The organism is Burkholderia sp. BCC1638 (genome assembly GCF_902833195.1).
GTDB lineage: Bacteria > Pseudomonadota > Gammaproteobacteria > Burkholderiales > Burkholderiaceae > Burkholderia > Burkholderia diffusa.
In genome coordinates this window covers 1-1110 of sequence record NZ_CADFEC010000081.1, presented here as the reverse complement: position 1 = coordinate 1110, position 1110 = coordinate 1, and the positions used below count along the sequence as shown (strand labels likewise).

At 62.7% G+C, this 1110-nt stretch carries 1 protein-coding gene; it reads left to right on the top strand.

Going from position 1 to position 1110, the window contains the following annotated elements; genetic code table 11:
* Positions 1 to 52 precede the first annotated feature (52 nt).
* On the top strand, positions 53 to 1075 hold the full coding sequence (locus HWX22_RS31245) for an IS30 family transposase (RefSeq protein ID WP_175912701.1): 1023 nt from the start codon (positions 53 to 55) through the stop codon (positions 1073 to 1075).
* Positions 1076 to 1110: the final 35 nt, after the last annotated feature.

The following is a 1110-nucleotide window of genomic DNA, read 5'->3' as shown; positions in this document are numbered from 1 at the left end:
GGCGGCCTCAAATCTGAAGTGCAACACTCTCGCCATCCGGTAATGTCCGCGAATGGCAAAGAGAACGTACCAACAACTTCAACCTGAAGAACGTATGCGAATCGATTTCTGGCGTGACGAGGGCTTGAGCTTGCGGGCGATTGCCCGCAAGCTCAAGCGCGCGCCGTCGACACTGAGTCGCGAGCTGGCACGCAATACGCAGACCAACGGCCTGTACTGCCCGCGGGTCGCCCAAGCGTCCCGCAACACTCGTCGCCAGGCTGCCCGGCCAACGCTGAAGCTTGCGTCCGACTCGGTTCTCTGGAGTGTCGTTTGCCAGCTTCTGCGCGAGCGCCAGTGGTCGCCGCAGGAGATCGCGGCTACCCTGAAGCGGACCTTCTCCGACGAGCCGAGCCTGAACGTGTCCCACGAAACGATTTACAACGCGATCTATGCTCAGCCTCGCGGCGAGTTGCGCCGCGAACTGATTGCCTGTCTGCGTCAGCACCGTAACAAACGCCTGCCGCGATCGCGTGGCACCGATCGGCGCGAAACGATTCCCGACATGGTCAGCATCCACGTGCGGCCGCCCGAGATCAACGATCGCCTCATGCCGGGCCACTGGGAAGGTGACCTCATCAAGGGGGCGGCCAACAAGTCCTCCGTGGCCGTGCTCGTCGAGCGCATGAGCCGCGCGGTGCTGCTGGCCAAGATGCCGGACGCGACTGCTGCGTCGGCGCTGGCCGCCTTCACGACCAAACTGCAATCGCTCGTCAAGCCGCTGCGCCAGACGTTGACCTACGATCAGGGCCGCGAGATGACGCGGCATGCCGAGCTGACGGCCGCGACCAACGTGCGTGTGTACTTCTGCGATCCGCACAGCCCTTGGCAGCGCGGTACCTGCGAAAACACCAACGGCCTGCTGCGCCAGTACTTGCCCAAGGGCACGGATCTGTCCATCCACACTCAAGAAGACCTCGACTCGATTGCTGACAAGCTCAATACACGTCCGCGGGCCACGCTGAACTGGCACACGCCTCTGGAAATCCTTGCTCAGATTCTGGCTAACCCCACGGATCGCGCTCCTGTTCAGTAACCCGCGAGGTGTTGCACTTCGCCCTTGAAACCGCC

Coding starts and splice junctions, on each gene's coding strand:
- HWX22_RS31245 (WP_175912701.1), top strand. CDS start 53: ATGGCAAAGAGAACGTACCAACAACTTCAACCTGAAGAACGTATGCGA.